This window comes from Dokdonella immobilis (assembly GCF_900115085.1).
Lineage (GTDB): Bacteria > Pseudomonadota > Gammaproteobacteria > Xanthomonadales > Rhodanobacteraceae > Dokdonella > Dokdonella immobilis.
In genome coordinates, this window is the sequence record NZ_FOVF01000001.1 from 206,890 (window position 1) to 232,613 (window position 25,724).

Annotated in this window: 19 protein-coding genes and 3 tRNA genes; 6 read left to right on the forward strand and 16 right to left on the reverse strand. The window is 64.2% G+C overall.

Going from position 1 to position 25,724, the window contains the following annotated elements; genetic code table 11:
• Window positions 1-68: 68 nt before the first annotated feature.
• On the reverse strand, window positions 69-851 hold the full coding sequence (locus tag BM125_RS00875; protein WP_245778740.1) for an ABC transporter permease: 783 nt from the start codon (window positions 849-851) through the stop codon (window positions 69-71).
• The gene (locus tag BM125_RS00880) at window positions 851-1,750 is read right to left on the reverse strand and encodes an ABC transporter ATP-binding protein (protein WP_092403993.1); all 900 of its coding nucleotides are present in this window, start codon (window positions 1,748-1,750) and stop codon (window positions 851-853) included. The genes BM125_RS00875 and BM125_RS00880 overlap by 1 nt, the downstream gene beginning before the upstream one ends.
• A gap of 293 nt (window positions 1,751-2,043) precedes the next feature.
• On the opposite strand from BM125_RS00880, the gene BM125_RS00885 reads away from it, so the two are divergent.
• Window positions 2,044-3,549, forward strand: coding sequence for an aminotransferase class III-fold pyridoxal phosphate-dependent enzyme (locus BM125_RS00885; RefSeq protein ID WP_092404143.1), 1,506 nt, complete (start codon window positions 2,044-2,046; stop codon window positions 3,547-3,549).
• 118 nt (window positions 3,550-3,667) lie between these two features.
• Entirely contained in the window at window positions 3,668-3,976 is a 309-nt protein-coding gene (locus tag BM125_RS00890) for a PsiF family protein (protein WP_092403994.1), read from the forward strand.
• Between the two features lie 75 nt (window positions 3,977-4,051).
• On the opposite strand, the gene pip is transcribed toward BM125_RS00890, so the two are convergent.
• From pip to uvrB, 12 genes are all read right to left on the reverse strand, one after another.
• Window positions 4,052-5,014 carry a prolyl aminopeptidase gene (pip, locus tag BM125_RS00895; RefSeq protein WP_092403995.1) on the reverse strand — a complete coding sequence of 321 codons (963 nt, stop codon included), beginning with the start codon at window positions 5,012-5,014 and terminating at the stop codon, window positions 4,052-4,054.
• 87 nt (window positions 5,015-5,101) lie between these two features.
• Window positions 5,102-5,178, reverse strand: a tRNA-Pro gene (locus BM125_RS00900).
• 80 nt (window positions 5,179-5,258) lie between these two features.
• Entirely contained in the window at window positions 5,259-5,615 is a 357-nt protein-coding gene (locus tag BM125_RS00905) for a MerR family transcriptional regulator (RefSeq protein WP_092403996.1), read from the reverse strand.
• Complete coding sequence (ihfA, locus tag BM125_RS00910) at window positions 5,593-5,895, reverse strand: integration host factor subunit alpha (RefSeq protein WP_092403997.1); 303 nt, start codon at window positions 5,893-5,895, stop codon at window positions 5,593-5,595. The genes BM125_RS00905 and ihfA overlap by 23 nt, the downstream gene beginning before the upstream one ends.
• Window position 5,896: 1 nt before the next feature.
• Complete coding sequence (gene pheT, locus BM125_RS00915; RefSeq protein ID WP_092403998.1) at window positions 5,897-8,275, reverse strand: phenylalanine--tRNA ligase subunit beta; 2,379 nt, start codon at window positions 8,273-8,275, stop codon at window positions 5,897-5,899.
• A 146-nt stretch (window positions 8,276-8,421) separates the two neighbouring features.
• Window positions 8,422-9,417, reverse strand: a complete 996-nt coding sequence (gene pheS / locus BM125_RS00920; RefSeq protein ID WP_092403999.1) for a phenylalanine--tRNA ligase subunit alpha — start codon at window positions 9,415-9,417, stop codon at window positions 8,422-8,424.
• 112 nt (window positions 9,418-9,529) lie between these two features.
• Entirely contained in the window at window positions 9,530-9,889 is a 360-nt protein-coding gene (rplT, locus tag BM125_RS00925) for a 50S ribosomal protein L20 (RefSeq protein ID WP_092404000.1), read from the reverse strand.
• 13 nt (window positions 9,890-9,902) lie between these two features.
• On the reverse strand, window positions 9,903-10,100 hold the full coding sequence (rpmI, locus tag BM125_RS00930; RefSeq protein ID WP_092404001.1) for a 50S ribosomal protein L35: 198 nt from the start codon (window positions 10,098-10,100) through the stop codon (window positions 9,903-9,905).
• Between the two features lie 143 nt (window positions 10,101-10,243).
• Window positions 10,244-10,765 carry a translation initiation factor IF-3 gene (gene infC, locus BM125_RS00935; protein WP_092404002.1) on the reverse strand — a complete coding sequence of 174 codons (522 nt, stop codon included), beginning with the start codon at window positions 10,763-10,765 and terminating at the stop codon, window positions 10,244-10,246.
• A 42-nt stretch (window positions 10,766-10,807) separates the two neighbouring features.
• Window positions 10,808-12,712 (reverse strand): threonine--tRNA ligase, encoded by a 1,905-nt coding sequence (thrS, locus tag BM125_RS00940; RefSeq protein ID WP_092404003.1) that lies wholly within the window; start codon window positions 12,710-12,712, stop codon window positions 10,808-10,810.
• A gap of 418 nt (window positions 12,713-13,130) precedes the next feature.
• A tRNA-Val gene (locus BM125_RS00945) sits at window positions 13,131-13,205 on the reverse strand.
• A 227-nt stretch (window positions 13,206-13,432) separates the two neighbouring features.
• Window positions 13,433-15,469, reverse strand: a complete 2,037-nt coding sequence (gene uvrB, locus BM125_RS00950; protein WP_092404004.1) for an excinuclease ABC subunit UvrB — start codon at window positions 15,467-15,469, stop codon at window positions 13,433-13,435.
• A 231-nt stretch (window positions 15,470-15,700) separates the two neighbouring features.
• Here uvrB and BM125_RS00955 point away from each other — a divergent pair, with 231 nt between their 5' ends.
• The 4 genes from BM125_RS00955 to BM125_RS00970 all read left to right on the forward strand — a co-directional run bounded on the left by BM125_RS00955 (window position 15,701) and on the right by BM125_RS00970 (window position 20,848).
• Window positions 15,701-16,258: a GspH/FimT family pseudopilin gene (locus BM125_RS00955; protein ID WP_092404144.1), complete on the forward strand. Its 558-nt coding sequence runs from the start codon at window positions 15,701-15,703 to the stop codon at window positions 16,256-16,258.
• Between the two features lie 53 nt (window positions 16,259-16,311).
• Window positions 16,312-16,388 (forward strand) — tRNA-Asn (locus tag BM125_RS00960).
• A gap of 248 nt (window positions 16,389-16,636) precedes the next feature.
• The gene (locus BM125_RS00965) at window positions 16,637-19,741 is read left to right on the forward strand and encodes an efflux RND transporter permease subunit (RefSeq protein WP_092404005.1); all 3,105 of its coding nucleotides are present in this window, start codon (window positions 16,637-16,639) and stop codon (window positions 19,739-19,741) included.
• 21 nt (window positions 19,742-19,762) lie between these two features.
• Window positions 19,763-20,848 carry an efflux RND transporter periplasmic adaptor subunit gene (locus BM125_RS00970; RefSeq protein ID WP_092404006.1) on the forward strand — a complete coding sequence of 362 codons (1,086 nt, stop codon included), beginning with the start codon at window positions 19,763-19,765 and terminating at the stop codon, window positions 20,846-20,848.
• A gap of 35 nt (window positions 20,849-20,883) precedes the next feature.
• Here BM125_RS00970 and ppnN read toward each other — a convergent pair whose 3' ends face one another.
• Window positions 20,884-22,281: a nucleotide 5'-monophosphate nucleosidase PpnN gene (gene ppnN, locus BM125_RS00975; RefSeq protein ID WP_092404007.1), complete on the reverse strand. Its 1,398-nt coding sequence runs from the start codon at window positions 22,279-22,281 to the stop codon at window positions 20,884-20,886.
• Between the two features lie 194 nt (window positions 22,282-22,475).
• Window positions 22,476-25,667 (reverse strand): TonB-dependent receptor, encoded by a 3,192-nt coding sequence (locus tag BM125_RS00980; RefSeq protein ID WP_245778741.1) that lies wholly within the window; start codon window positions 25,665-25,667, stop codon window positions 22,476-22,478.
• Window positions 25,668-25,724: the final 57 nt, after the last annotated feature.

The window sequence follows — 25,724 nt, forward strand, 5'->3', positions numbered from 1 at the left end:
CCGTTCCCGCCCTTTTCCCACATCGATCCCAGCCCCGCGCGGTGCGCCCTGGATCGGCCTTCCCGCATTCACCCAGGGCCGACCTGCTCGGCATTGGCCAGTTGCCTGCGTGCGAGCAGGAAGCAGCCCAGTGTAGTCGCGAGCAACACGGCGACGTGCCCTGGAACACCGCCGCTGTCCTCCTGGCCGAGCACGGCGAGCGAAATCCTGCCCAGGTGATAGGACGGCCAGACCGGGGCGAAACGGCCAATGGCGTCGGGCAGGACCGACAACGGCATCCACAGGCCCGAAAGGAAGGACATCGGCAGGTAGACCAGATTGACGATCGCCGGTGCGGCCTGCCCACTGACCAGCGTTCCGATGCAAAGCCCGATCGCGGCGAACGGGACAACGCCAAGGACATTGACGGCAAAGAGCAGCAACCATTGCGCTGGATCGAGAAGGACCCCGGCAAGGGTTGCGGCGAGGGTCGCCAGGATCAGCGAGATGATCGTGGCGAAGATCATGGCCATGGCCAGCTTGGCGAACAGCAATGCTCCCGGGGGCATCGGCAAGGCGCGCTTGAGGGTCAGGAAGCCGCGTTCGCGTTCGATTGCGATGGTCACGCCGAAACCGAACAAGGCAACGCCCATGACGCCGAAGATGCCATAGGTGGCGAGCAGATAGGCTTGCAGTTCTCCACCGCCACGCCGGGCGCCGAGAACGACGCCGAACAGCAGGTAGAACATCGCCGGAAAGAGCAGGCTCGGCAAGACGAAAGAGTGCGTGCGCAGCAGGCGCAGGAATTCGTACTTCCCTTCCAGAGCGTAGCAACGAAGCAAACGCGCCGTGGGAAACTTGCCGGTACTCATCATGCAGCCTCGCGGGTCAGCTCGATGAATGCCTCGGCCAGTCCGGCGCGCTGGACTTCGAGTTCACCGAGCTCGGCGTCCTCGGCCAGCAGGCGGCGTACCACGCCTTCGGCGCTGTCCACCACGATCTGCAATCGTCCGCTTTCGAGGCTGGCATGACGCACCTCCGGCCAGGCGGCAACGTGCTCAGCTGAAAGGTGCGAGATGCATCGGATACGTCGCTGCGCAACATGCGCGCGGATCTCGCCGACGCTGCCGAAAGCGACTACTCGCCCCCGATTGAGCACGACCACGCGGTCGGCCAGGGCTTCGGCTTCCTCGAGGTAATGGGTGGTCAGCATGACCGCGCACCCCTGCTCGACCCGCGTGCGGATCGCTCGCCACAGACCTTGCCTGGACTCGATGTCGAGCCCCGTGGTCGGCTCGTCGAGGAACAGGACCCGTGGCCGACCGCAGATGGCGAGGGCAAACTGGACGCGGCGTTGCTGGCCGCCGGAGAGTCTGCCGTAGCGACGATCAAGCAAGCCTTCAAGACCGGCCGTGGATGCACATTCGGCCATGCTGCAAGGATCGGCGTAGTAGCTTCGGGTCACCTCGAGCAGTTCGCCGACCTTGCTCGCATCCGGGATGCCTGCTGACTGCAGCATGACACCGCTGCGGCGGCGCGAGGAAAGCGCGTGCGGCGACCGACCGAACAGCGTCGCGACTCCGCTGTCGGCCTGAAGCAAGCCCAGCAACAGGCCGACGGCCGTTGATTTCCCGGCGCCATTGGGACCCAGCAGCGCGGTCAGTTCACCAGCACGCAGGACCAGGTCCACCCCGTCCAGCGCGGTCTGCCGACCGTAGCGCTTGCCGACCCCGCGAAGCTCCGCGGTGACCGCGGCGTGGCTGATGTTCATGGCAGTTCTCCTGAAGGATGGGCGCCAGGCCAGGGTGCCGCTTCGGCAGCAAAACCGGCAGTCGCAAGCATCAACCGGCTGCCGTGACACGCGTCATGCCGAGAACTTCCAATCAGTGAAACAGACCTGACCCGGTGCGCCCTGTGCTGCGCCCCGGTCCGCCGTCACGGGGTACCGGGTGCACGCCTGGCGTGATAGACTATGCGGACCCATTTTTCTTAGTTAATCAATAGCTAAGCTGCAATGCCCGCGACGTTTCCCGGCGCGGGCTTTGTGCTTTGCAGGAGACCGAAATGAATGCGTTCTTGGTGAAATTGCACGAAATGCGCGCCGCCGGTGGAGCGGCGCGGACTACGGGCCTCAGCGACGCGGCGCTCGAGGGTCTGGTCGGCAGCTATCCCGAACTGGCCGAAGCGATCGATGCCGCCTACGCGGCCTTCCTGGCCTTGCGTTCGAGCAGCGCGGACCTGCTCAAGCTCGACGAGGATGCCCAGATCCATGCGATCCAGGCCGATTACGTCAATTTCTATCCGGAAGACGGCGTCAATCCCTACGTCGCCCTGACCGCTCGCGGCCCGTGGATCATCACCCTGAAGGGCGCCGTGATCCACGACTCGGGCGGCTACGGCATGCTCGGATTCGGCCATGCGCCCAAGGCCGTGCTCGAAGTGCTGTCGCGGGCCCAGGTCATGGCCAACGTGATGACCCCCAACCTGGCCCAACTGCACATGGCCAAGGCGCTCAAGCGCGAGATCGGGCACAGCCGCGGCGGTTCGCCCTACGCCCGCTTTCTTTGCCTGAACTCCGGTTCCGAATCGGTCTCGCTGGCCGGTCGCATCGCCGACGTCAACGCCAAGCTGCTGACCGATGCCGGTGCGCGCCATGCAGGTCGCGAAATCAAGCGGCTCGCGGTCAAGGGCGCGTTCCATGGGCGTACCGATCGCCCCGCCCTGTATTCGGATTCCTCGCGCAAGGTCTACCAGCAGAACCTGGCCAGCTACCGCAATGAGCGCAGTGTGCTGACCGTCGAAGCCTACGACGTCGCCCAGCTGCGCAAGACCTTTGCCGACGCCGATGCGAATGGATGGTTCATTGAAGCCATGTTCCTCGAGCCGGTCATGGGCGAGGGCGACCCGGGACGCGCGGTCACGGTCGAGTTCTACAAGGCCGCTCGAGAGCTGACCAGGGCACACGGCAGCCTGCTCCTGGTCGATTCGATCCAGGCCGGACTGCGCGCCCACGGCGTGCTCTCAATCGTCGACTACCCGGGCTTCGAGGACGTCGAGGCGCCGGACATGGAGACCTATTCGAAGGCTCTCAACGCCGGTCAGTTCCCGTTGTCGGTGCTCGCCGTCAGCGAACGTGCCGCCGATCTTTACAAGCGCGGCATCTACGGCAACACGATGACCAGCAATCCGCGCGCGCTCGAGGTCGCCTGTGTCGTACTCGACATGCTGACCCCGGAAATCCGCGAGAACATCCGCATCCGCGGACGCCAGTTCATCGAAAAGCTCGAGGCGCTCAAGTCCGAACTGCCGGGCTACATCACCAAGGTCCAGGGCACCGGACTGCTGTTCTCGTGCGAACTCGCGCCGGAGTTCAAGTGCTATGGCGCCGGCAGTACCGAGGAGTGGATGCGCGAGCACGGTTTCGGCGTCATCCATGGCGGCACCAATTCGCTGCGCTTCACGCCGCATTTCGCGACTACCGAGGCTGAGGTCGACCTGCTCGTCAGCGGCGTCCGCCAGGCCCTGCTCGAGGGACCGCGCCGCAAGGGCGCAGAAGCCCAGGCCGCCTAGCCGCCCCGCCGATGATTGGACCTCCGCGCCCCTGACCCGACCTTGAAGGGATCAGGGGCGTAGACTGGCCCTGGCCGGCGCGAATCCGTGCCGGCGGGCAACGGAGGAGGACATCGACATGCAAATCCGGACGACCCTACTCGCGACCGTGGCAATGGCGCTGCTGTTCGGCGCTTCGGCCGCAGGCGCCGGCGGCAAGGCTTCGGTCAATTCGCAGAAGGCAGCGGACTGCAATTCGCAGGCGGCCGGCATGACCGGCAGCGAACGCGAGGCCTTCATGCAGGCCTGTCTCGGCGGCACTGCGCCCTCGAAGGCGGCTGCCCCGAATGCGCAGGCCAGCTGCCGGGACCAAGCGAATGCGCAGGGGCTGCGGGGCGAGGAGCGCCGCGCCTTCATGGACCGGTGCAGGAATTCTGGCGGCAACTGAATCAACCGCTGCCGGAATCGAACGTGCAGAGGCCCGCTTCGGCGGGCCTTATGCGTGATCGGGGCCGATGCGCAATCAGCGAAAACGATCGGTGGCCTCAATGAGCTCGTGCGCGATACCCGGCTCGAACGCCGAGTGACCGGCATCCGCAACGACGCGCAGATCCGCTTCGGGCCAGGCGCGGTGCAGGTCCCACGCGCTGCGCATTGGACATACGACGTCGTAGCGCCCCTGCACGATCACGGCCGGAATACCCTTGAGTCGGTGCGCGTTGGCGAGCAACTGGTCGTCGCGTTCGAAGAATCCGCCGTTGACGAAGTAGTGGCACTCGATACGGGCAAAGGCGAGCGCAAATTCGTCCTCTGCGCTTCCCTCGATATGCCGGGGATCCTGTAGCAGGTAACTGGTCGACCCTTCCCAGACCGACCACGCCTTGGCCGCGGCGAGTCGAACGGAGGCGTCGTCGCTGGTCAGGCGTCGATAATAGGCGCTCATCAGGTCGCCATGTTCGCGGACCGGGATGGCAGCCAGGTAGGCTTCCCAGGCATCCGGGAAAAGTGCATCACAGCCCTTCTGGTAGAACCATTCGAGTTCCCACCGACGCAACATGAAAATGCCGCGCAGGACCAGTTCGGTGACCCGCTCGGGATGTGTCTCGGCATAGGCCAGCGCCAGCGTCGACCCCCAGGAACCGCCGAATACCTGCCAGCGGTCGACGGCCAGATGTTCGCGCAGGCGCTCGATGTCGGCGACGAGGTCCCAGGTGGTGTTGGCGGTGAGTTCCGCATGCGGCGTCGAGCGTCCGCACCCGCGCTGGTCGAACAGGATGATCCGGTAGCGCGCCGGATCGAAGAAGCGGCGTGCATTCGGGCTGCTGCCAGCCCCGGGACCGCCATGCAGGAAGACGACCGGCTTGCCGTCGACTCGTCCGCTCTGCTCGTAATGGATCCGATGCAGCGGCGAAACCTGGAGGAAGCCGCTGTCGAACGGCTCGATTTCGGGGTAGAGGGCGCGGCGCGCGGCGTGGGTATCGTTCATGCCCGCTAGTCTAACGGGGATCGCCCGTATTGGCCGAGCATTCGACCGCCAAAGTCCGGAAAAGCGCCTCGTACCAGAATTCCGTGATGGTCGGGGCGGCGGGATTCGAACCCACGACCCCCTGCCCCCCAGGCAGGTGCGCTACCAGGCTGCGCTACGCCCCGACGAATACGGACTGGATGATGCTTTGGTGGTGCGAGGGGCGCGGATTGTAGCAGGCTTGCGCCAAACGATCCCGCAAATTTCAACGACGCAGGATCTGCAGGACTTCCTCGAGTTCCATGCGCACCTGGCGCACGATCTGGCCGGACATGCTCACTTCCATCCGCGCCTGCGGCCCGTCCAGGCGCTGGCGCGCCCCGGTAATGGTGAAGCCCTGGTCATACAGCAACGAGCGAATCTGGCGGATCATGAGGACGTCATGACGCTGGTAATAGCGCCTGTTGCCACGGCGCTTCACCGGCTTGAGATTGGGAAATTCCTGTTCCCAGTAGCGAAGAACATGCGGCTTCACACCACAAAGTTCGCTGACTTCGCCAATCGCGAAATAGCGCTTTGCGGGTATCGCCGGTAGTTCGCTATTGCTCCCCTGATCCAGCATAGGCTTCTACTCGGACCTTCAGCTTTTGCCCCGGCCGGAACGTGACCACGCGGCGGGCGGAAATCGGAATCTCCTCGCCCGTCTTCGGGTTACGCCCGGGACGTTCATTCTTCAAGCGCAGGTCGAAGTTGCCGAAACCGGACAGCTTGACCTGTTCTCCCCTTTCCAGGGCATCGCGGACGCTCTCGAAGAACGCATCCACGAATTCCTTGGCCTCACGTTTGTTCAGACCAACGTCCACAAACAGACGTTCCGCCATTTCAGCCTTCGTCAGCGCCATCCTACCCCCGCAACTTCGCATTGTAACCAGTCGCCAGAGCGGAGACCGCCAGATCGACGCACTGATCCGCGTCCTGATCCGTTAGGGTGCGTGAACGGTCCTGCAAAATCAAGCCCATAGCGAGACTTCTGACACCATTTCCGAGATTCGGCCCGGCGTATCGATCGAACAGCATGAGGTCGACGAGGCGCTCGCCCACGGCTGCCTGGATCGCTGCCGCGATCTCCGCAAATGGGATGTCGTCGGCGAGAACCACGGCGATGTCACGCCGCAGCGAAGGGAATCGTGAGACCGGCCGGGCTGTCGGCACGCTGCGCCGGGTCGTGGCTTCCAGCTCGAGTTCGAAGACGTAGACGTCCTCGTCGAGGTCGAGCGTCTTTTGCAGTCGCGGATCGAGCTGGCCCACCCAGCCGACCCGGCTGTCGCCGCGCCAGACGGTCGCCGCCCGCCCCGGATGCAGCCAGCCGGGGCCACCCAGATCGAATCGGAATTCCCGGGCATCGGCACCGGTCAGCTCGAGCATCGAGACCAGATCGCCCTTGATATCGAAGAAGTCGATCTTGCGGCGCGGCTCGGCCCATTGCTCGGCGGATGCATCGCCGCTCGCGACGCCGGCAATCCGTTCGATTTCGGCCGGGACGCCGTCGCGCATCTGATAGCTGCGACCAAGCTCGAACAGACGCACGCGCTGCTGCTGGCGCTTGCGGTTGTTGTCCAGTGCGGCAACCAGGCCCGGCAGCAAACTGGTCCGCATGACCGCCATCTCGGCCGACAGCGGATTGGCCAGTGCGATCGGCGCCTCATCCAGGCCCCAGCTGCGCAGCAATTCGGCCTCTACAAACGCGTAGCAGATCGCTTCGGCGTAGCCACGGCTGGCGAGTTGCTCGCGGATCCGGTTGGCGGCGACCCGGCTTTCGGGAATGGCGGCGGGCGTGATTTCGCCACGCGGCGCCTGCACGGGCACCCTGGCGTAACCGTGGATGCGCGCCACTTCCTCGATCAGGTCCTCCTCGATGGCGATATCGAAGCGGGCCGAAGACGGTATCGCCTTCCAGCCCTGTGCCGCCTCCGCAACCTGCATGCCGAGGGAATCGAGGATGCATGCGACCTCGGCATCGGCCACGTCGTGGCCGAGAATCCGGCGCAGGCGGTCGCGACGCAGAGTGACCTCGACCCGCTTCGGCAAATGCTCCCGGGCAACCGTTTCGGTCAGCGGACCGGCATCACCACCGGCGATGTCGATCAGCAGCGCGGTGGCCCGCTCGATCGCCTGGCGCGGCAGCTCGGCATCAACGCCCCGCTCGAAGCGGTGCGAGGCGTCCGTATGCAGACCCAGACGGCGCGCCCGGCCGCTGATGCAGGCGGGGGAAAAATGGGCCGCCTCGAGGAAGACATCGACCGTCGCATCGGTGACACGGGTTTCATGACCGCCCATGATGCCGGCCAGCGCGACCGCCTTGTCGCGGTCGGCGATGACCAGGAAGTCCTCGTCGAGCGCGACCGTGCGCTCGTCGAGCAGCTTGAGCGATTCGCCACGGCTCGCCCGCCGCACGACCAGCGGGGCCGCCAGGGTCTGCGCGTCGAACGCATGCATCGGCTGCCCGGTCTCGATCATCACGTAGTTGGCGATGTCGACCAGCACGCTGATCGGGCGAATGCCGGAGCGGCGCAGACGATCCTTGAGCCACTGCGGCGTGGCAGCCATGGCATCGAGACCACGCACGAGACGACCGCAATAGCGCGGGCAGTCAGCCGGCGCGGCCAGCTCGACCGGAAGCGTGTCGGCAAGCGAGGGCGCTACGGCAGGAATCTGCGCAATCCTGGGTTTCGATCCGAATTCCGCCGCCACTTCCCGAGCCAGGCCGTACATGCCGAGGCAGTCGGGTCGATTGGGCGTGAGCCCAAGCTCGATCGCTGCATCGGGGAAACCCATGCACTCGGCCAGCGATCGGCCGACGACCGCGTCCGCCGCCAGCTCGAACAGGCCGTCCGCATCCGCATCGAAACCGAGCTCGCGACCCGAACACAGCATGCCGTTCGATTCGATCCCGCGCAGCTTGGCCGCCTTGATCGTGATCTCGCCGACGCGCGTGCCGACCGTAGCCAGCGGAGCCTTGAGGCCAACCCGCGCATTCGGCGCACCGCAGACGATCTGCAGCGGATCGCCGCTACCGATGTCGACGCGGCAAACCTTGAGCTTGTCGGCATCCGGATGCCGATCGGCGGCGATGATTTCGCCGACGACCACGCCATCCAGGGCAGCGCCGAGAACCTCGACGCCCTCGACCTCGAGCCCGCTCATGGTCAGGCGCTCGACGAGTTCGTCCCGCCCTGCCGGGATATCGACCAGTTCGCGTAGCCAGTTTTCGCTGAATTTCATGGTTGAAGAGCCGGGATTCGGGATTCGGGATTCGGGATTGGTTACAGCAAGGGATTCGGGATTGGAGATTCGGGATTCGTAAGGGCAGCACGAGCGCGCAATGTCGCTTTTTCGAATCCCCAATCCCGAATCCCCAATCCCGGCTCCTAGGCAAACTGCCGCAAGAACCGCAGGTCGTTCTCGAAGAAGGCGCGCAGGTCCTCGACGCCGTAGCGGAGCATGGCGAAGCGGTCGACGCCGAGACCGAAGGCGAAACCGGAGTAGCGCTCGGGATCGATGCCGCAATTGCGCAGCACGTTGGGATGGACCATGCCGCAACCGAGCACCTCGAGCCAGCGCGTGCTGCCATCCTCGGCGCTCCAGCCGATGTCCATCTCGGCCGAGGGCTCGGTGAACGGAAAGAAGCTCGGACGCAGGCGCATCTCGAAATCGCGTTCGAAGAAGGCGCGAATGAACGCGGCCAGGGTGCCTTTCAGGTCGGCGAAACTCGAGGTCTCGTCGATCAGCAGGCCTTCGACCTGGTGGAACATCGGCGAATGGGTCTGGTCGGAATCGCTGCGATAGACCTTGCCCGGCGCGATGATGCGGATCGGCGGCGTGCGTCCGGACATGCTGCGGATCTGCACCGGCGAGGTATGCGTGCGCAGCAAGCGACCGTCCGGGAACCAGAAGGTGTCGTGCATGGTTCGCGCGGGATGGTCCGGGGCGAAATTCAGCGCCTCGAAATTGTGCCAGTCGTCCTCGATCTCGGGACCATCGACGCGGTCGTAGCCGAGTCGGGCGAAGATTTCGCAGATGCGCTCCATGGCCCGCGTGACCGGGTGCAGGTTGGCGCGTTCGGCACGTCGACCCGGCAGGGTCACATCGACCCGGTCGTTCGCCAGGCGGGCCTCGAAGGCCGCCTCGTCGAGCGCATTGCGGCGTGCGGCAATGGCCTCGAGCACGGTGTTCTTGGCGACATTGATGCGTTCGCCCGCAGCCTTGCGTTCTTCCGCAGGCAGGCGTCCGAGCTGCTTGAGCTGCTCGGTCACGAAACCGCTCTTGCCGACCGCAGCGACGCGCTCGGCATCGAGCGCCTCCAGCGTCGCGGCCGTCGCGATCGCCTCCAGTGCCGCATCGATCCGGCTGCTCAACGGGTCCATCATGGGCAAACCTCGGTGTCTGTCGCAGAAATGAAATGGGGAGCGAGGCACCGGCCTGCTCCCCACGTTCATCGAACATCAGTGGCGACGCAGATCCTGCGTCGACAGCGGATCACGCAGCCAGAGCGGCCTTCGCCTTGTCCGCGAGAGCGCCAAACGCCGCGATGTCATGGATGGCGAGGTCGGCAAGCACCTTGCGATCGACATTGATGTTGGCCTTCTTGAGGCCATTCATCAGGCGGCTGTAGCTCAGCCCGTACATGCGCGCGCCGGCGTTGATGCGGACGATCCACAATGAACGGAACTGGCGCTTGCGCTGCTTGCGACCGATATAGGCGTACTGCAGGGCCTTGATGACGGCCTGCTTGGCGACGCGATAGACCTTGCGGCGAGCGTTGTAATAGCCCTTCGCGCGGGAAAGCAGCTTCTTGTGCCTGCGGTGGGCGGTGACGCCACGTTTTACTCGTGCCATGGGTCAGTCCTCCTTACAGGTACGGCAGCATGCGGGTGACTCGGCCAGCATCTTCCGCTCGCACATGGTTCGTGCCGCGGAGGTTGCGCTTACGCTTGGTCGACTTCTTGGTCAGGATATGGCTCTTGAATGCGTGGCCGCATTTGAACTTGCCTGACGCGGTCTTGCGGAACCGCTTGGCAGCGGCCCGGTTGGTTTTCATCTTGGGCATGGGCCCAACTCCTTTTGTGGTTTTCGTTACTGGCCCGAGCGACGGCGATCGCCGTTCTTTCCATCCTGCTCGATCCGGTGTGTATGACCCGGATTCCCGGGCCTCTCCTCATTCGCCGCCGGATCGCTCCGCCGGCAAAAATCCTACTTGTTCTTCTTCGGCGCGATCATCATGACCATCAAGCGGCCTTCCATGCGCGGGTATTGCTCGATCACCGCCTCTTCGGCGATATCCGCCGCGATCTTCTTGACCATGGCGTCGCCGAGTTCCTGGTGCGCCATTTCGCGACCGCGGAAGCGGATGGTGATCTTGACCTTGTCGCCCTCGTCGAGGAAGCGGCGCAGATTGCGCAGCTTGATCGCGTAGTCGCCAACGTCGGTGGTCGGACGGAACTTCAGTTCCTTGATCTCGACCTGCTTCTGTTTTTTCTTTGCCGCATGCGCCTTTTTCTGCGCATCGAACTTGAACTTGCCGAAATCCATGATCCGGCAAACCGGCGGATCGGCCGTAGGCTGGATCTCGACCAGGTCCAGCCCGAGCTCTCCGGCCATCTCCAGGGCCTCGTCGCGCGAAAGAACGCCTACCTGTTCTCCGTCTGCGCCGATGACTCGTACCCGCGGGACGCGAATTTCGGTATTCCTGCGGTTTGCTTTTTCGGTTGCGATACTGCGTTCTCCTGGCGATTTCTACGATCGGGGCGCCGACGTTCAGGCGACGGCAGCCTCGGACTTCAGGCGCTCGGCAAAGTCACTGATCGAGAACGATCCGAGGTCTTCCCCTGAACGCGCACGCACGGCAACGGCCCCCGCCTCCTTTTCGCGGTCACCAACGACCAGCAGATAGGGAACCTTGTTAAGCGTGTGTTCGCGGATTTTATATCCGATCTTCTCGTTTCGCAAATCGGCCTCTACCCTGAACCCTTGCGCGACAAGGGTTTGCATGGCTTCAGCGGCGAAATCGGCCTGCGCGTCGGTAATATTGAGGATTACAGCCTGAACCGGGGCCAGCCAGGTCGGGAACTGGCCGGCATGGTGCTCGATCAGGATACCGATGAAGCGCTCCATCGAGCCGACAATGGCCCGGTGCAGCATGACCGGGACGTGCCGGGCCGAATCCTCGCCGACGTATTCGGCGCCGAGACGCCCCGGCATCGAGAAATCGACCTGCATCGTGCCGACCTGCCAGGCGCGGCCCAGCGAATCGCGCATGTGGTACTCGATCTTCGGGCCGTAGAAGGCGCCCTCGCCCGGCAGTTCCTGCCATTCGACCCCCGAACTGCGCAGGGCCGTGCGCAGGGTTTCCTCGGATTTGTCCCAGATCTCGTCGGAGCCGATCCGCTTGTCCGGGCGCAAGGCGATCTTCAGGGCGATCTCGCTGAAGCCGAAATGCGCGTAGACCTTCATGGCCTGGCGGTGGAAGGCGACCACTTCGCTCTCGATCTGCTCTTCGGTGCAAAAGATATGGCCATCATCCTGGACGAAGCCGCGCACGCGCATGAGGCCGTGCAGGGCGCCAGATGGCTCATTGCGCGTGCACGAGCCGAATTCGCCATAGCGGATCGGCAAGTCGCGGTAGCTGCGCAAGCCGTGGTTGTAGACCATGACATGACCCGGGCAATTCATCGGCTTGAGCGCGTAGGTGCGCTTCTCCGACTCGGTGAAGAACATGTTGTCCTTGTAATTGTCCCAGTGGCCGGTCTTTTCCCACAGGCTCTTGTCGAGGATCTGCGGGCACTTGACCTCGTGATACCCCGATTCCCGGTAGACCTGGCGCATGGTCTGCTCGACGACCTGCCAGATCTGCCAGCCCTTCGGGTGCCAGAACACCAGGCCCGGCGCCTCTTCCTGCATGTGGAACAGGTCGAGCTGCTTGCCGAGCTTGCGATGGTCGCGCTTTTCGGCTTCCTCGATGCGCAGGATGTAGGCAGCGAGCTGCTTCTTGTCAGCCCAGGCCGTCCCGTAGATGCGCTGCAGCTGCTCGTTCTTGGCATCGCCACGCCAGTAGGCGCCGGAAATGCGGGTCAGCTTGAAGGCCTTGAGGAATCGCGTGTTCGGCACGTGCGGGCCGCGGCACATGTCGACGTATTCCTGATGATAGTAGAGGCCCATCGCCTTCTCGTCGGGCATGTCCTCGATCAGGCGCAACTTGTAGTCCTCGCCGCGGGCCATGAACTCCGCGATCACCTCGTCACGCGGCTTGACCCGCTTGATCACGTCGTATTCGGTTTCGATCAGCTCGACCATGCGCTTTTCGATGGCGGCGAGGTCCTCCGGCGTGAACGGGCGCTGGTACCAGATGTCGTAGTAGAAGCCTTCCTCGATGACCGGACCGATGACCATCTTGGCATCGGGAAACAGCTGCTTGACCGCATGCCCAACCAGATGCGCGCAGGAATGGCGGATGATCTCGACGCCCTCCTCGTCCTTCGGCGTGATGATCTGCAACTTCGCGTCATGCTCGATGCGATCGCTGGCGTCGACCAGCCGGCCGTCGACCTTGCCGGCCACCGTGGCCTTGGCCAGGCCGGCGCCGATCGAGGCCGCGACGTCGGCGATACTGACCGCGCCTTCGAACTGGCGGACGCTGCCGTCGGGGAGAGTGATGTTGATCATGGGATTCGGGACTCCGGAAAAACAAAAGGGCGCCGAAGCGCCCTTTGTCTTGTGCGTGCTTCGCGTCGATTCGGTTCAGTGGGCGGAAGTTCGCGTCATGGTGATCGTGTTCTTTGGAACTACGGCTCCGTCTGAGTGCCACTGATGCAACTGGATTGCGCGATGCGGGTGTCCATTGGAACACGCGACGAGCGCGAAAACGCTTCATCGCTTCGCCGGGCGGTCCTTCGTTACCGGCCTGGAGCGGAAAAGCCAACAGGCTTCTTTGCCACTCCCGCCTTTCCTTCCTTACCTGCCAGAAGCGAAAAGCCGACATGCCATTTCGCTTCGCCGGGCGTTCCTTCGTTACCGGCCTGAAGGCCAAGAGCCGACATGCTTCTTTCGCTTCGCCAAGCGTTCCTTCGTTACCGGCGATTGTTGGTGGGCGCGACAGGGATCGAACCTGTGACCCCTACCATGTCAAGGTAGTGCTCTACCGCTGAGCTACGCGCCCCTGAATACGGGGCCGCGGAGATTAACCGAGTCTGCGGCGGGGCACAAGCCGGGGGCGCCACTTCAGCGTGAAATTGGACGCGACCGGAAGAAACTTCGCCGGTCACCGGACTCCGGCTTCGACCCCGGCCGGGATTCGGGATTCGGGATTGGGGATTCGGAGAAGCCGGAGCAATGCGAATTGCCGCTCTTGCGAATCCCTAATCCCCAATCCCGAATCCCGGCTTCTCAACCCATCAACCCCAGCTCCCTGAGCCGGTGGATCTCGTCGCGGGCGCGCGCGGCCTCCTCGAACTCGAGGTCCTGGGCGTGCTTGTACATCTGGGTTTCGAGGCTCCTGATCCGCGCGGCGATCTGCTGGGGCGACAGGCTGCGATAGTCGGCTGCCTCCTCCGCTGCGCGGCGCGCCTCTGCCGAAACCTTGCCCCAGCGGTCGCGCTTGCCGCCGCGGGCCGATTCGGCGCGTGCCCCTTCCATGATGTCGGTGATCTTCTTGCTCACGCCCTTCGGCGTGATGCCGTGCGCGAGGTTGTACTCGACCTGCTTGGCCCGGCGCCGGTCGGTCTCGTCGATGGCCGCCTGCATCGAACGCGTGATCGTGTCGGCGTAGAGGATGGCCTTGCCGCGCAGGTTGCGTGCGGCGCGACCGATGGTCTGGATCAGCGATCCGGTCGAGCGCAGGAAGCCTTCCTTGTCGGCATCGAGGATCGCCACCAGCGAGACCTCGGGCATGTCGAGCCCCTCGCGCAGCAGGTTGATGCCAACCAGGACATCGAACTCGCCGAGGCGCAGGTCACGCAGGATCTCGACCCGCTCCACCGTCTCGATGTCCGAGTGCAGGTAGCGCACGCGCACGCCATGCTCGCCGAGGTACTCGGTCAGGTTCTCGGCCATGCGCTTGGTCAGGGTGGTGACCAGCACACGATCACCCATGGCAATGCGTGCATTGGCCTCGGAAAGCAGATCGTCGACCTGGGTGCGCACCGGCCGGATCTCGACCTCCGGGTCGATCAGTCCGGTCGGCCTCACCACCAGTTCGACGATGCTGCCGGCCGTCTTTTCGCGCTCGTATGGCCCCGGAGTCGCCGATACGTAGATGCTGCGCGGTGCGCGCGCTTCCCATTCCTCGAAGCGCAGCGGCCGGTTGTCGAGCGCGGACGGCAGACGGAACCCGTACTCGACGAGGTTTTCCTTGCGCGAACGGTCACCCTTGTACATGCCGCCGAGCTGCGGAATGGTCACGTGCGACTCGTCGACCACGAGCAGGGCGTCGGCCGGCAGGTAGTCGAACAGGGTCGGCGGTGGCTCGCCGGGGGCGGCCCCGGTCAGGTGCCGCGAGTAGTTCTCGATGCCCTGGCAGTAGCCGATCTCGGCCATCATCTCGATGTCGAACTGGGTCCGCTGTTGCAGGCGCTGGGCCTCGACCAGCTTGTTCGCCGCGTACAGCTGCTCGAGGCGTTCCTTAAGCTCGACCTTGATCGTCTCGACCGCGTTGAGCGTGGCCGCGCGTGTGGTCGCATAGTGGGTCTTCGGGTAGACCGTATAGCGCGGCACCTTGCGCAGGATCTCACCGGTCAGCGGATCGAAGATCGCGAGATTCTCGATGTCGCCGTCGAACAACTCGATGCGCAGGGCCTCGGTTTCCGACTCGGCCGGGAACACGTCGATCACCTCTCCGCGCACCCGGTAGCTGCCGCGGCGCAGCTCCATGTCGTTGCGCGTGTACTGCAGTTCGGTCAGATGGCGGATCAGCTTGCGCTGGTCGGTGTGTTCACCGCGGGCGAGGATCAGGCGCATCTGCAGGTAGTCCTCGGGCTTGCCGAGGCCGTAGATGGCCGACACCGTGGCCACGATCAGCGCATCGGAGCGCGACAGCAGGGTCTTGGTCGCCGACAGGCGCATCTGCTCGATGTGCTCGTTGATCGAGGCGTCCTTCTCGATGTAGGTGTCCGACGAGGCGACGTAGGCCTCGGGCTGGTAGTAATCGTAGTAGCTGACGAAGTACTCGACCGCATTGTGCGGGAAGAACTCCTTGAACTCGCCGTACAACTGCGCGGCCAGGGTCTTGTTCGGCGCCATGACCAGGGTCGGTCGCTGGACCCGCTGGATGACGTTGGCGATCGTGTAGGTCTTGCCCGAGCCGGTCACGCCGAGCAGGGTCTGGCTGGCGACTCCGGCTTCGAAGCCGGCGACCAGCTTCTCGATCGCTTGCGGCTGGTCGCCGGACGGCTGGAACGGCGATTCGAGCTTGAACGTGTCGGTCATGAAGTCTCCAGGGATGGCAGCGGATTCTACGCGGCCTGTCACCGCAACCAGGAATGACGCCGGCGGAACGTCCAATCTCGTAGCCGGCGTCCGCGCTTTCAAGCCGTGCGCAGGAATCGAACTACAGGAACAATCGACAATTTCCTACAAGAGCACGCAACGTTCTCCCATCGCCGCGGCCGGTGGCGATTCCTAGCATGAGTCCCGACCCGCCGCTTCCGGATCCCGACCATGCCCACGCCTCGCCGCCGCTGCACCGGTGTCACCCTGATCGAGCTGCTGATCGTCGTCTCGATCATCGCCGTCCTCGCAACGATAGCCACGCCCACGCTGGGCAACCTCCGGCAGGCCGGCGCCTCGCGTTCGGCGCGCAGCGCGTTGGCGGTCGCCATCAACCAGGCCCGCATCAGTGCCGCCACGCACAGGAAGACCGTCGTCGTCTGCCCCTCGTCGGATCAGTCCAGTTGCGAGCACAGCACGCGCTGGCAAGGCGGCTGGCTGGTCTATTTCGATGACAACCGCGACAACCAGCATGACGACAACGAAACCGTGATCGCGGCAAGCCAGGCCCAGCCCCGTGGCCTGGGCATGCTCAGCAGCAGCGGACGCTACCGCATCCGCTACCAGGCCGACGGCACCTCCGACGGCAGCAATCTGACCATTACCGTTTGCGATCGACGCGGACCGGCCGAGGCGCGGGCCCTGGTCATCAACAATTCGGGCCGCCTGCGCAGCGGCACGCCGACGGCCGCCCAGGCAAGCGCCGCCTGCGCCGCGATCGATACCTGAACGAATTGCGGGGCTTGACGATCCGGTTCCATCCCGCGAAAATGCGCGGCTCCGCCCGAATAGCTCAGCTGGTTAGAGCACTTGACTGTTAATCAGGGGGTCGTTGGTTCGAGTCCAACTTCGGGCGCCAGACTTCAAAAAGGCCGCGAGCAATCGCGGCCTTTTTTGTTGTGTCCTCCACCAGTCTCTCCGTCGCGAAAGCGCATTCCATCTCGCCCGGTCGCCGGGTCCCGCCCCCAGCGTTCGTCTTGCGGCATCCCCTGTGCAGCTCCACGGGGAAGCAGGGAGCGGGCATGTCGGAAGTAACCCTCGTGACCTTTGCCGCATCCAGGTAGGAAGACCACCGGCGCATGCTGGTGATACCTCGGAGGACCCGCCATGCGGCTGATCGATGCATCGATTCGAAATCCGATCGCCGTTGGCGTCGTCGTCCTGCTGATCTGCCTGTTCGGGGCCATGAGCCTCGGCCGGCTGCCGCTGCAGCTGTTCCCCGACATCGAACGACCCAATATCTCTATCTTTACCGGCTGGCGCGCGGCCTCGCCCGAGGAAACCGAGGCGGAATTGCTCGAGCCGCAGGAGCAGGTCCTGCAGGGTCTGCCGGGCGTCGAGGAGATCGAGGGCAACGCCAATACCGGTGGCAGTTTCATCAACCTTACCTTCGCCATCGGCACCGACATGCGCTCGGCCCTGGTCGACGTGATCGGACGCATGAACCGCGTGCGGTCGCAGCCAGCCGATGCCGACCGACCGATCATCCAGCTCGGCGGCGGCCAGAACGACTCCAACGACTCGTTGTCGTGGTTTTTCGTGCAACTGCTGCCGGGGACCGAGGGTCCGATCGAGAACCACCGTAGTTACATCGAGGATGTGATCCGTCCGCGCATCGAATCGGTGCCGGGGGTAGCCTCGGTCAACGTCAACTCCGGGCCACCCGACGACCTGCGCATCACAGTGGATCTCGCCAAGGCCGCGGCCTTCGGCATCGGCATCCCGGAAATCGCCCAGCGCGCGACCCGGGCGAGCGACGTCTCGGCGGGGCAGATCGGACTCGGCCGCCAGCAATACACCCTTCGATTCACCGGGCGCTACAAGGCCGACGACCTCGGTGACCTGGTCCTGGCCTGGCGCGACGGACGCCCGATCAAGCTCGGCGACGTCGCCACGATCGAGAAGCGACCGCCTGACCAGCAGTTCTTCGTCTACCAGAATGGCAACCCGGCGATCGGCCTGCAGGTACTGCGCTCGCCGGGCGCCAACGTGCTCGGCACGCTCGAACAGGTCAAGAAGGTCGTAGCCGAGCTTCGCGATGGTGAACTGAAGTCGCACGGACTCGGCATCGAGCAGAGCTACGACTCCTCGCTGTTCATCCACCGCGCGGTCAACCTGCTGACCGAGAACCTGATCATCGGCGCCCTGCTCGCCCTCGCCTGCGTCTGGTGGTTCATGCGCGACTGGCGCGCCACCCTGCTGATCGCCGTGGCGATACCGGTTTGCCTGCTGGCTACGTTCGGCGCGCTTGACCTCGGTGGTCGCACGCTCAACGTGATTTCACTGGCCGGCCTGGCCTTCGCGGTCGGCATGGTCGTCGAAGGCGCGATCGTCGTATCCGGCAACATCATCCGGCTCAAGGAAGGCGGCATGACCCCGATCGAGGCCGCCCGGACCGGCACCCGCGAAGTGGTGCCGGCGCTGATCGCCTCGACCGTGACGACCATTGCGGTCTTCCTGCCCGTACTCTTCCTGCGCGATGTCGAAGGACAGATCTTTGCCGATCTTGCGCTGACCATCTCGATCGCCGTTGCGCTTTCGATCGTGGTCGCGATCACGGTCCTGCCGGCCGCGGCCGGTGGCTGGCTCAAGGCCAAGAAGCTCAAGTCCGGCTATGGTGATGGCTGGCCGGCGCTGACCGACCGCATCCTGCGCTGGACCGACAACCGACCCAAGCAGCTCGGCTGGATCATGGCCCTGCTGGTGATGCCGCTGGTGGCCTGCTGGATTTTCCTGCCCAAGCTCGATTACCTGCCGCCGGTCAAGCGCGCGGCCATCGATGCGTTCTTCAGCTTTCCACCGGGCATGAGCCCCGAAGTCGTCAACCGGGAAATCGGCGACAAGCTGATCGAGCGGCTGCAACCCTACATGAAGGGTGAAAAGCAGCCGGCGCTGAAGAACTACTACATCTGGTTGTGGCCTGGCGGTGGCACCATCGGCGCCCGCGTCGTCGACGAGTCGCGCATCGGCGAACTCGAAACGATCATGCGCGACGAGATCACCCAGGGCTTCCCCGATACGCGCGCCTTCGCCACCGAAGGCGAACTGTTCGGCGGTGTCGGCGGATCAGCCCGGTCGGTCGCGATCCATCTGCAAAGCGACGACACCAAGGCGCTCAATCGTGTCGCCGAGGAAGGCCGTCGGCTGCTCGAGCAGAAGTTCCCCGGGGCCAATGTGCAAGCCAATCCGAATACCGACCAGACCTCGCTCGAGTTGCGCGCGATCCCGGACGATCGGCGTATCGCGGAAGCCGGTTGGGACCGAGCCGCGGTCGGTACCATCGTGCGCACGCTGGGCGACGGCGCCTGGCTCGGTGAATATTTCGACGGACAGAACCGGCTGCCGATCATCCTGCGCGCCGACAGGCGCGAGACGGCCGAAGCCCTGGCCGAAGCGCCGCTGGTCACGCCGGATGGCCGGATCGTGCCGCTGGGCGACGTGATCCGCCTCGAAACCGCCATGGGCCCCGGCCAGATCCGCCGGCTCGACCATCGCCGCACGGTCACCCTGACCATGGATCCGCCGCAGACCCTTTCGCTCGAGGATGCCCTCGCGACCCTGCAGAACGAAGTGCTTCCCGTGCTCGAAGCGAAACTGCCCGCAGGCGCGAATATCCGCATGGCCGGCAGCGCCGATCGCCTGCAGACGATCACCGCAACCATGGCGAAGAATTTCGGCCTGGCCCTGCTCGTCCTGTTCCTGCTGATGGCCGCGATGTTCCGCTCCGTGCGCGATTCGCTGGTCGTCGTGCTGACCGTGCCGGTGTCGCTGGTTGGCGGCATCATCGGCCTGCGCGTGCTCGGCCTGATCGCCTTCCAGCCGCTGGACCTGCTGACCATGATCGGCTTCATCATGATGGTCGGCATCATCGTCAATCACTCGATCCTGCTCGTCGACCGCACACGCATCGCCCAGAATCAAGGCTTCAGCCTCGAGGAATCGATCGGCCAGGCCATGAACCAGCGCCTGCGGGCGATCCTGGCCAGTACCCTCACCGGCGCTCTCGGTGCCCTGCCGATGGCGGTCAATCCGGGTCCCGGCAGCGTCATCTACCGGGGACTGGCGGCAGTCATCGTCGGTGGCGTCGTGGTGTCGATGATCTTCTCCCTGCTGCTGCTGCCGAGCCTGATGCGGCTGATGTCCGGGTGGCGACGCGAACCATCCGGTGGCGCGGCCGCAACCAGCACCGACGCGGTTCCTCGCGCCGCCTGAAATCGAATTCCTGGAGTCACCATGTCAATCAAACCGCTGCATCTGATCCTCGCTTCCCTGATCCTGGCGTCGGTGAGCCTGCCGCTGCACGCCCAGGGACCCGCGGCCATGGTCGAAGTCGCCACGGCCGATCTCGTACCGATCGCCCCACAGCGCTGGGTTCCGGGCAGCGTCGTCAGCCGCGATGACGCACGCTTGGCGACCAGTGCTTCAGGTCGCCTCGAGTTCGTCGCCGAAGTCGGCACCCGGCTCAAGGCTGGCGAACTCGTGGCACGACTCGAGGATCGCGCTGCCCGCCTGCATCTCGAGGACGCCCGCAGCGAAGTCGCGCGCATCAAGGCCCAGCGCGACCTCGCCCAGCGCCAGTGCGACCGGTTGCAGGCGCTGGCCGACAGCAACAGCATCGCCGCCAACCAGCTCGACGAAGCCCGGGCCCAGCTCGGCCAGCTTGCGGCCCAGCAGCGTCAGGCCGAAGTCCGCGTCCACACCGCCGAATACGAGCTCTCGCAGACGCGGATCGAGGCACCCTTTCCCGGCGTGGTCACCGAGCGCCTGGCCCAGCGTGGTGAATACGCCGCGACCGGCTCCGCCATCGTGCATCTGGTCGATGTGACGAATCTGGAGGCGCGCGTGCAGGCGCCGCTGGCACTGGCCGGCATGGTCCGCCCGGGCATGCCGTTGGCGGTGCGCGCCGGCGATCGACTGCTCAACGAAAAGGTTCGTTCGGTGGTTGCTGTCGGCGACGAACGCTCGCGTCAGTTCGAGCTGCGCATCGCCCTGCCCGGCAGTGTTCTCCTGGTCGGCAACGCGGTCGAGGTCGCCCTGCCCGAACGCGAGGCCGAAAAGACCATGGCGGTGCCGCGCGATGCGCTGGTAGAGCGCGCGGATGGCAGCTACGTGGTGCGGATTTCAGGTGATGGCAGCAGCGAACGCGTCAGCGTTCGCGTCGGCGCCAGTGATGGCGAATTCACGGCCGTGGAAGGCGCGATCAAGCCCGGCGACCAGGTCGTCGTCCGCGGCGCCGAGCGGCTCGCGGCGGGACAGAAAGTGCAGATCGCCACCGGCAGCGTATCCGGCGGTGGCAAACCGACTGCCTCGATGCGCTGAGCGCAAGCGGGCCTGGCACGGCCAATCCCCGCTGATCAGCCGGCAAGGATCCGATAGCACGGTTCGTAGGCGGCACCGCCCGGCAACTTCATGCGCTGCTGGCTGACGAAACTGGCCAGCAGCGCATCGAGTGCCTGCATGATTTCGGCATCGCCGCGGATCAGGAATGGGCCGTGCTTTTCGATCGCGCGCATGCCTTCGATCTTGACATTGCCGGCAACGATTCCCGAGAACGCCCGGCGCAGATCGGCGGCGAATTCGTGCTGGGGCTGGTCGCGATGCAGGTTCAGCGCGGCCATGGCTTCGTGGGTCGGCCGGAATGGCTGCTGCAGGGCCATGTCGATGTTCATGGCCCAGTTGAAGAAGAATGCATCCTTGTTGTCGAGCCGGTACTTGCGCACGCGCTCCACGCCCTTGACCACCTGATGGGCGACGTGTTGCGGATCATCGATGATGATCTGGTAATGCCTGGCGACGTCGTCGCCGAGCGCCATGCGCAGGAAGCGGTCGATCTGCTCGAAGTAGGCCGCCGAGGCGCGCGGTCCGGTGAAGATCAGCGGACACGGAATGTCCGCATTGGCCGGGTGCAGGAGGATGCCGAGCAGGTAGAGGATTTCCTCGGCCGTGCCGACGCCTCCCGGAAACACGATCAGGGCATGGGCGGCGCGCACAAAGGCTTCGAGGCGCTTCTCGATATCCGGCATGATGACCAGGTTGTTGACGATCGGATTCGGCGACTCGGCCGCGATAATGCCGGGCTCGGTGATGCCGACGTAGCGGTTCTTGCGCAATCGCTGCTTGGCATGGGCGATCGTGGCGCCCTTCATCGGCCCCTTCATCGCGCCTGGACCGCAGCCGGTGCAGATATCGAGACCGCGCAGGCCGAGCTGGTAACCGACCAGCTTGGTGTAGTCGTATTCGACGCGCGATATCGAATGGCCGCCCCAGCAGACGACCAGGTTCGGATCGACATTCGGGCGCAGTACGCGCGCATTGCGCAGGATGTCGAACACCGCGTGGGTGATGCCCTCGGAACTGGCCAGGTCGAAGCTGCCGCCCTCCAGTTGGGTGGATACGTAGACGATGTCGCGGACCACGGCGAACAGCAGCTCGTTGATGCCGCGGATGATCTTGCCGTCGACGAAGGCATGCGCCGGCGCATGGGTCAGCTCGAGGCGGACACCTCGGTCCTGCTGCAGCACTTCGATCTCGAAATCGGAGTAAAGCTCGCTGACCGCGCGCGGATCGTCGGTCACATGGCCCTGGGTCAGCACCGCCAGCGCGCAACGTCGCAGCAACTGATGCAGTCCGCCCGCACTGGCGTCGCGCAGGCGCGCCACTTCCTGGCGGGAGAGGACGTCGAGGCCTGCTGCCGGCGCGATGCGCGCACTGACCTTGCCGGGATGGGGATGGTGGGAGCTGGAATCCGTCATTTTTTTCTAATTCTCGTAAGTTGCCGCAAGTCGAGGTAACTGAGCGACTTGGCATCGCCATGCCATGGCGGTCGACTAGCATCCTCGAAGCGGGCGGACCAGGTCAATATGCGTGACTGCAGCGACTGCGGCGCACAAAAAAGCCGGCGCCCTCGCGGGCGCCGGCCATACATGCACTTCGACAACGGTGGCGCTTAGAACTTGTAGCGGAAAGTCGCCTGCACCGACCAGCGCGAAACGCCGGTGTTGATGCCGTCGCCATTGACTTCCTGGATGCTCGAGCTGTCTGCTCCGGTGAAGCGGTAGACGTACTTGCCGGTGGCCGGATCGATACCGGCGAAATTGCCGATTCGACGGGTCGAGAAGAAGCCGTAGTCGTCGATCTGTCCCCAGTCCTTGTTGATCAGATTGCCGATATTCATGATGTCGAGCGTGACTTCGGCCTTGTGGCCGCTCATGAAGCCCGGGAATTCCTGGGTCAGGCGCACATCGAAATTGTGCAGGAACTTGGCCGTCAGCGAGTTGGCCGGAGCGACCCGGCCGCGGTACTTGTTGATCTCCGGATGCGCATCGAGGTAGGCGAAGAACGCCTCTTCCTCGCCGGCAACCGGGAAGATCACGTCACCGGGACCGCTCGGCACGTAGAACAGGTCGTTGGCGCTGCGGCTGTCGCCGTTGGCGTCATTGAAATAGACCAGGCTGTACGGACGACCGGTGCGACCCTCATAGACGACGGAAGCGGTGGTCTTGTTGTCGCCGAAGAACTTCCATTCCTTGGTCAGGATGCCCGAGAAGCGGTGCTTGAAGGCATAACGCGAGTCGTAGGCGACTTCCTCGTTCGCCTGGTAGATCGGGTTGTAGTTCCAGTTCGAGGTGTTCTGCGAACTCGTACCGGAGTTCACTTCCTTCGCTTCCGTGTGCGTGTAGCCGACCAGCCAGGACCAACCGTCATCCGACATCGGCTTGGCCAGGCTCAGGGTGATCTGGTTGCCGCCACCCTTCTTGGTGTTGCGGACGAGGATCACGTCGCCGATATCGTTCGGACGATTGGCGCGCTGCACGCCACCCGACGGGAAGTTCAGGCAGCTCGAGCTCGTTCCGGAACACCAGCTGGACGGATTAAGGCCGGCCTGGTTCCAGAAGATCGTCCGCCCGTCGGGACCTACCGCGGTCGGGTCGCCGAGATCGAGGCGGTTGAAGTAGATGCCGTCCTGGTTCCAGAACGAGAGCACTTCGACGGAGGCAACGATGCCGGCCCACGGCAGTTCGTGATCGAGGGCGACATTGGCCTTCCACACCGAAGGCATCTTGAAGCCCGGCTCGACGATGTCGACGTTCTGGCGGCCGCCGACGCTGCCCGTGGTCGGCTGGTTGTTTGGATCCGGATTGAAGATCTCGCCGATGCCGCCGCTCGCACGCGCGCTGTATTCGACGTAGTTACGGCCGGTGTTCTGGTACACGCCCGACAGCCACACGTTGGGCGGCGAGCCCATGAACAGGCCGAATCCGCCGCGCACCTGGGTGGGACGCGCCGTCTCGATGTTGTAATTGAAGCCGAAGCGCGGCTGCACCACCGAGCTGTTCGGCCGGTTGGTGTTGTCGAGGCCGTACAGTTCCTGGATACGGTCGTTCTTCAGCGGCGTGTCCGGGAAATCCGGGGTATCGACGCGCACGCCCAGGGTCAGGTTCAGATTGTAGGTGGCAGCCCAGCTGTCCTGCACGAACAGACCGGTGTTGTTGATCGTGAACTGCGCGGGGATGTCGGCATAGCTGCCGCCCGGTGCCGGTGCACGATAGTCGAATTCGCGCGGATTGCCGGCCGCGAATTCGTCGATGCCGGCAAACCGGTAGGTGCCGTTCTGGTTGCGACCGTAGTAGTTGAAGATGTCGTTGTTCGAGTAGTCGACGCCGAACTTGACGGTGTGATCGCCGAGGAACAGGTTGCCTGCGGCGAACAGGCTCTTTTCCTTGGTGTTGATCACGTTGACGTGACGATTCTGTTCGGTACCGAGGTAGAGAGAATCGCTGCCGAAATCGATGCGGATCTGCGGCAGGAACGAGGTCGGCTGGGCGACCGCATCGTACTTGCGGTAGGACATCTTCAGCTCGGTTGAGAACATGTCGTTCCAGTCGCTGAAGAGCTCGCCGACGTAGCTTTCGAAGGTCTTGTTCTGGTTGTACCAGTGCGTGCTCAGCGAGACGCGGCTGCTGTCGAAGTTCGGGATCTTGGCGACATCCTGCGAGAGCTTGCTGTAGCGGAAGCTGGCGCGATGGTTCTCGTTGATGTTCCAGTCGATCTTGGCCGCATATTCCTCGATGTCGGTGCCGAGGTTGCTTGCACCATCCGCGGTACCGGCGTCGAAGCCCCAGACGTTCTGGGCGATGCTCTGGACCTGGGCGATGTCATCGGCCGTGATGCCACCGTCGCCGAGCGGCGAGTTCGAGACATCGGCGCCCGGTGCCGACCGCTTGAACTTCTCGTAGTTGATGAAGAAGAACAGGGTGTCCTTGATCAGCGGGCCACCGAAGGTCAGGCCGTAGGTCTTCTCGTCCTTGAAGCCCTTGAAATCGTTGCCGCTCGGGTCTTCGCCAACCATGCTGTCGTCGCGATAGACACCGTAGACGCTGCCGTGGAAATCATTGGTGCCGGACTTGGTTACGGCATTGACGACCGCGCCTGAACCACCCGAGGTGGTCACGTCGTAGTTGGCCAGACCGATGTTGATTTCCTCGATCGCGTCCATCGACACCGGCTGGCGCTCGGTCGGGAAGTTGTTCGACTCGAGGCCGAACGGATCGTTGGTCGAGACGCCATCGATGCGGATCGCATTGAAGCGCGTGTTCTGGCCGCCGGCGGAGATCGAGCCATCGGCCTTGCTGACCTGGGCGATACGCGGATCGAGACGGATGTAGTCCTGGATGTTGCGGCCGATCGACGGAAGGGCCTGGATCTCGGCGTTCGAGACGTTCGTGCCCGTGCCCATGCGCTCGGAGCTGAACAGCAGGTTGGCATTGCCGGTGACGACGATCGTATTAAGGCTCTCGGCTGGAATCAGACTCGCGCTGACCGTATTGGCCTCACCGATCTGCAGGTAGACGTTGTTGCGGGTTTCGGTCTGCCCGTCCTTGGTGATGGTGATCGTGTAAGGGCCACCAACGCGGAGACCGCGTGCGGAGTAGCGGCCGGCAGCATCCGTCGTGGCGCGGCTGACCGTGCCCGAATTGCTGTGCGTGATGACGACTTCGGCACCGGTTGCCGGTTGTCCCTGCGCATCGGTGATGGTACCGCCAAGGGTAGCTGACGTGCTCTGCGCGTAGGCGCCGGACACGGCAAAAAGCGAAGAAAGCATCAGCGGCAGCAACCGCATCGTCAATCGCTTGTTCATTACTGACTTCCTCTAGATTGATTCGAACTTGAAGTACGGCACGCATGGGCCGGCTCG

What these genes read in the sequence shown, in the direction of transcription:
- BM125_RS00970 (WP_092404006.1), top strand. Translation starts at nt 19,763, where the DNA reads ATGTCAATCAAACCGCTGCATCTGATCCTCGCTTCCCTGATCCTGGCG.
- rplT (WP_092404000.1), bottom strand. Translation starts at nt 9,889, where the DNA reads ATGGCACGAGTAAAACGTGGCGTCACCGCCCACCGCAGGCACAAGAAG.
- BM125_RS00880 (WP_092403993.1), bottom strand. Translation starts at nt 1,750, where the DNA reads ATGAACATCAGCCACGCCGCGGTCACCGCGGAGCTTCGCGGGGTCGGC.
- BM125_RS00905 (WP_092403996.1), bottom strand. Translation starts at nt 5,615, where the DNA reads ATGCTGGATCAGGGGAGCAATAGCGAACTACCGGCGATACCCGCAAAG.
- rpmI (WP_092404001.1), bottom strand. Translation starts at nt 10,100, where the DNA reads ATGCCCAAGATGAAAACCAACCGGGCCGCTGCCAAGCGGTTCCGCAAG.
- pheT (WP_092403998.1), bottom strand. Translation starts at nt 8,275, where the DNA reads ATGAAATTCAGCGAAAACTGGCTACGCGAACTGGTCGATATCCCGGCA.
- BM125_RS00955 (WP_092404144.1), top strand. Translation starts at nt 15,701, where the DNA reads ATGCCCACGCCTCGCCGCCGCTGCACCGGTGTCACCCTGATCGAGCTG.
- thrS (WP_092404003.1), bottom strand. Translation starts at nt 12,712, where the DNA reads ATGATCAACATCACTCTCCCCGACGGCAGCGTCCGCCAGTTCGAAGGC.
- BM125_RS00965 (WP_092404005.1), top strand. Translation starts at nt 16,637, where the DNA reads ATGCGGCTGATCGATGCATCGATTCGAAATCCGATCGCCGTTGGCGTC.
- BM125_RS00890 (WP_092403994.1), top strand. Translation starts at nt 3,668, where the DNA reads ATGCAAATCCGGACGACCCTACTCGCGACCGTGGCAATGGCGCTGCTG.
- BM125_RS00885 (WP_092404143.1), top strand. Translation starts at nt 2,044, where the DNA reads ATGAATGCGTTCTTGGTGAAATTGCACGAAATGCGCGCCGCCGGTGGA.
- uvrB (WP_092404004.1), bottom strand. Translation starts at nt 15,469, where the DNA reads ATGACCGACACGTTCAAGCTCGAATCGCCGTTCCAGCCGTCCGGCGAC.
- pip (WP_092403995.1), bottom strand. Translation starts at nt 5,014, where the DNA reads ATGAACGATACCCACGCCGCGCGCCGCGCCCTCTACCCCGAAATCGAG.
- ppnN (WP_092404007.1), bottom strand. Translation starts at nt 22,281, where the DNA reads ATGACGGATTCCAGCTCCCACCATCCCCATCCCGGCAAGGTCAGTGCG.
- BM125_RS00980 (WP_245778741.1), bottom strand. Translation starts at nt 25,667, where the DNA reads ATGAACAAGCGATTGACGATGCGGTTGCTGCCGCTGATGCTTTCTTCG.
- pheS (WP_092403999.1), bottom strand. Translation starts at nt 9,417, where the DNA reads ATGGACCCGTTGAGCAGCCGGATCGATGCGGCACTGGAGGCGATCGCG.
- BM125_RS00875 (WP_245778740.1), bottom strand. Translation starts at nt 851, where the DNA reads ATGAGTACCGGCAAGTTTCCCACGGCGCGTTTGCTTCGTTGCTACGCT.
- ihfA (WP_092403997.1), bottom strand. Translation starts at nt 5,895, where the DNA reads ATGGCGCTGACGAAGGCTGAAATGGCGGAACGTCTGTTTGTGGACGTT.